Annotated in this window: 2 protein-coding genes; both read left to right on the top strand. The window is 74.7% G+C overall.

From position 1 onward, the window contains the following. Positions 1-120 precede the first annotated feature (120 nt). Complete coding sequence (locus AOK18_RS02520; RefSeq protein WP_240503024.1) at positions 121-2,580, top strand: SpoIIE family protein phosphatase; 2,460 nt, start codon at positions 121-123, stop codon at positions 2,578-2,580. 98 nt (positions 2,581-2,678) lie between these two features. Further along, positions 2,679-3,880 (top strand): PP2C family protein-serine/threonine phosphatase (locus AOK18_RS02515; protein ID WP_107100320.1); only part of this gene is annotated, 1,202 nt, incomplete at its 3' end.

The following is a 3,880-nucleotide window of genomic DNA, read 5'->3' as shown; positions in this document are numbered from 1 at the left end:
GCCCCCGTCCGACCGCTGCTCGCCGGTCCGGGACCCGCCCAGGGAGCCCCCGGCCCGGTTCCAGGGTGAAGATGGGGTCAAGAGGTGGAGGACCACTCCCAGCGACGGATGAGGTCGGCCGTGAGCGGACACGGGGAGCAGGACGTTGCCCGGCGGGGGTTCGACGTGGCCGACGCCGTCCCCCTGCTGCTCGACCAGCAGGGCGTGGTGACGAACTGGACCGGCCCGGCCGAGCGGCTGCTGGGGTACACGACGGCCGAGGCGGTGGGCGGGAAGCTGGCCGACCTGCTGACCGCCGGGAACGCCGAGCGGGTGCCGGACCTGCTCGGGCGCTGCCGGGACGACGACGGCTGGGCGGGGCTGATGACGGCCAGGCACCGCGACGGGCATCCGGTGCCCGTCATGGTCAGGGTGCTGCGGGCCGTGAAGCCGCAGGGCCGCCCGGCCCTGCTGGTGCTGCTGTCGGAGCTGGCCGACTCCTCCGGCTGGGACATGAGCCGCGCGGTGCTGGAGCAGATGGTCACCGGATCGGCGATCGGGCTCGCGATCGTGGACACGGATCTGCGGTACGTCTGGTCGAACTCCGCGCTCGAGCGGTTCGGCGGCGGCCCCGCCCGGCGGCGGCTGGGACTGCGGTTCGCCGATGTCCAGCCCGGCCTGGACCCCGAACCCGTCGAGTCGCGGATGCGCCACGTCCTGGAGACCGGTGAGTCGGTGACCGGCTTCGAGCACGTCGGCCGGGCCCGTTCGGCACCGCTGCGGGAGACCGCGCACATGATGTCGTTCACCCGGCTCGACGACGACCGGGGCCGCCCGATGGGCGTCTACTACAGCGTCGTCGACATCACCGACCGGCACCGCGCGCGCCAGCGCCTCGCGCTGCTCGACCGGGCCGGCCGGCACATCGGCCGCACCCTGGACGTCATGCGCACCGCACAGGAGCTGGCCGACGTCGCCGTCCCGGAGCTCGCGGACTTCGTGGTCGTGGACCTTCTGGAGACGGTGCTGCGGGGCGCCGAACTCCCCTCGGGGCCGCTCACGGAGGGGGAAGGGGTGCCGTTGCGCCGCGCGGGCCACCGGTCGGTGTACGAGGACCTGCCGCGCACGGTCCAGGACATCGGCGCGCCGGTCGGCTACCTGCCCGGTTCGCCGCCGCTCCGCTGCCTGGCCACGGGCCGCTCCTGGCGCCAGGAGCAGCTCGACCCGCTCGCCCTGGGGTGGGTCGAGGCCACGTCCGGCCACCGGGAGACCACGTTCCTGGAGCTGGGGCTGCAGAGCGTGATGATCGTGCCGATCCGCGCCCGGGGGGTCACCCTGGGCCTCACCGGGTTCTTCCGGCGCCGCAGGGACCCCTTCCGCGAGGACGACCTGAGCCTCGCCGAGGACCTCGTCTCCCGCGCCGCCGTCTGCGTGGACAACGCCCGGCGCTACACCAGGGAGCGGGAGGCGGCGCTCACGCTGCAGCGCAGCCTGCTGCCCCGCCGGCTCCCGGAGCAGGACGCCGTCGAGGTGGCCGCGTGCTACCGCCCGGCCGACGAGCTGACGGGCCTGGGCGGCGACTGGTACGACCTGATCCCGTTGCCCGGCGCCCGCGTCGCCCTCATCGCCGGCGAGGTCCCCGGGCACGGCATCGACGCGGCGGCCGCGATGGGCCGGCTGCGGACCGCCGTGCGGACCCTGGCCGCACTGGACCTGCCGCCCGAGGAGGTGCTCGCGCATCTCGACGACCTGGTGGCGCGGTCCGCGCGGGAGGAGGGCTCGGACCCGGTGGGCACCTACGGCCAGGCCGTGGGCTCCGGCTGCCTGTACGTCGTCTACGACCCGGTCGAGGGCCGGTGCGTGATGGCCTCCGCGGGCCACCCCTCGCCCGCGCTGGTGGCGCCGGACGGCACGGCCGGCTTCGTCGAGCTGCCGACGGGGCCCCCGCTCGGCGTGGGGGGCCCGCCGTTCGAGGCGAGGGAGTCGTCCCTGGCCGAGGGCACCACGCTCGCCCTGCACACCGACGGCCTGCTGACGGACACGGTGACCGGTTCGACCGCGGGCGGCCGGGACCGGCTGCGGCGGGCGCTGCAGGGGGCCGCGCCGCCGCTGGAGACGCTGTGCCGGACGGTGATGGACTCCCTGGTGCCGACCCGCCCGTACGACGACGTGGCGCTGCTGCTGGCCCGTACCCGGCTCCTGGACGCCGGCCGGGTGGCGTTCTGGGACCTGCCGACGGATCCGGCCGCGGTGGCCGAGGCTCGCAGGACGGCCACCCGGCAGCTGGGCCTGTGGGGTCTGGAGGAGCTGGTCTTCACCACGGAGCTGATCGTCAGCGAACTGGTCACCAACGCCATCCGGTACGCCGCCGGCCCCGTCCGGCTGCGGCTGATCCGTGAGCGCACGCTGGTCTGCGAGGTGTACGACGGCGGGGCGACCACACCCCATCTGCGCCATCCCCGGGCCATGGACGAGGGCGGGCGCGGCCTGCTGCTGGTCTCGCAGCTCGCCCAGCAGTGGGGCACCCGCTTCGTTCCCGACGGAAAGGTCATCTGGGCCGAGCAGTCGCTGACCGGGCCGGACGAGAGCCTCCTCGGCTGACGCCCCCGGCACCGCGGGTCCCCTGCCGGTCCTTCCGCCTCCCCCGATTCGCCCACCGGGGGGAAGAATGATGGGATTCCGACGATGGGGCACCGGACATGACGCGCACGGCGATCGACTACGCGGCGGTGTACCACGCCCTGCCCGGCATGGTGGCGGTCCTGACCCCGGGGCTGGTGTACGCCGATGTCAACGAGGCGTTCCTCGAGGGCACCGGCCTCTCCCGGGAGGAGCTGCTGGGCCACTACCTGTTCGACGTCTTCCCGGACAACCCGGACAACCCCGGCTCCTCCGGCGCGCGCAACCTGCACGCCTCGCTGCTGCGCGTCGTGGCCACCGGCGAGCGCGACACCATGGCCCTGCAGCGCTACGACGTCGAGAGCCGGGAGCACCCCGGCGAGTGGGAGGAGCGCTACTGGAGCCCGGTGAACACGCCGGTGCTGGGCAGTGACGGCACCGTGGTCCTGATCGTGCACCGGGTCGAGGAGGTCACCGAGCTGATGCGGGCGCGCGACCGGGCGGGCGTCGGCCAGAGCCGGGCCCTGGAGGCCGAGCTGTACGCGCGCGCCCGCGAGCTGCAGGAGCTCAACAACCGGCTGCGCCAGGCGCACGCCCGGGAGCGGCAGGTGGCATTGGTGCTGCAGGAGGCGATGCTGCCCGCTCCCCGGCAGCTGGGCCACCACCGCGCCGCCGTGCGCTACCGGCCGGCGGTGGGCGCGCTCAACGTCTGCGGGGACTGGTACGACCTGGTCGACCTGGTGGGCGGCGACCGCATCGGCGTGTCCGTGGGCGACGTGGTGGGACACGGCCTGGAGGCGGCCGGGGTCATGGGCCAGCTCCGCAGCGCGCTCACCGCCGCCTCACTGGTCGCGGCGGGGCCCGCCGAGGCCCTGGACGTCGTGGGGCGCTACGCCCACGTGGTCGACGGGGCCGAGTCCGCGACCGCGGTCACCACCTTCGTCGACTTCGACCGGCGCACCATCACGTACAGCAGCGCCGGCCATCCCCCGCCCGTGCTGGTCCACCGCGACGGACGGGTGGAGTTCCTCGACCGGGCCACCGACCCCCCGTTCGACGCCCTTCCCGAACCGGCCCCGAGGCCCGAGGCGACGACCGTCTTCACGCCCGGTTCCACCCTCGTGCTCTACACCGACGGTCTGGTCGAACGCCGCCGGGCGGCAGCAGCTCCAGCAGCACGGTGTCCGCCAGTGACTCGGGGTCCTGCGTCCGGTGACGGCGCAGCGACCCGGCGAGCCGCGACAGCCCCGTGTCGATGTCCTCCCGGCGGCGTTCGACCAGA

It is taken from the genome of Streptomyces prasinopilosus (genome assembly GCF_001419695.1).
Lineage (GTDB): Bacteria > Actinomycetota > Actinomycetes > Streptomycetales > Streptomycetaceae > Streptomyces > Streptomyces prasinopilosus.
The sequence above is the reverse complement of the archived record's forward strand: the minus strand, read 5'-3'. Positions and strand labels throughout refer to the sequence as shown.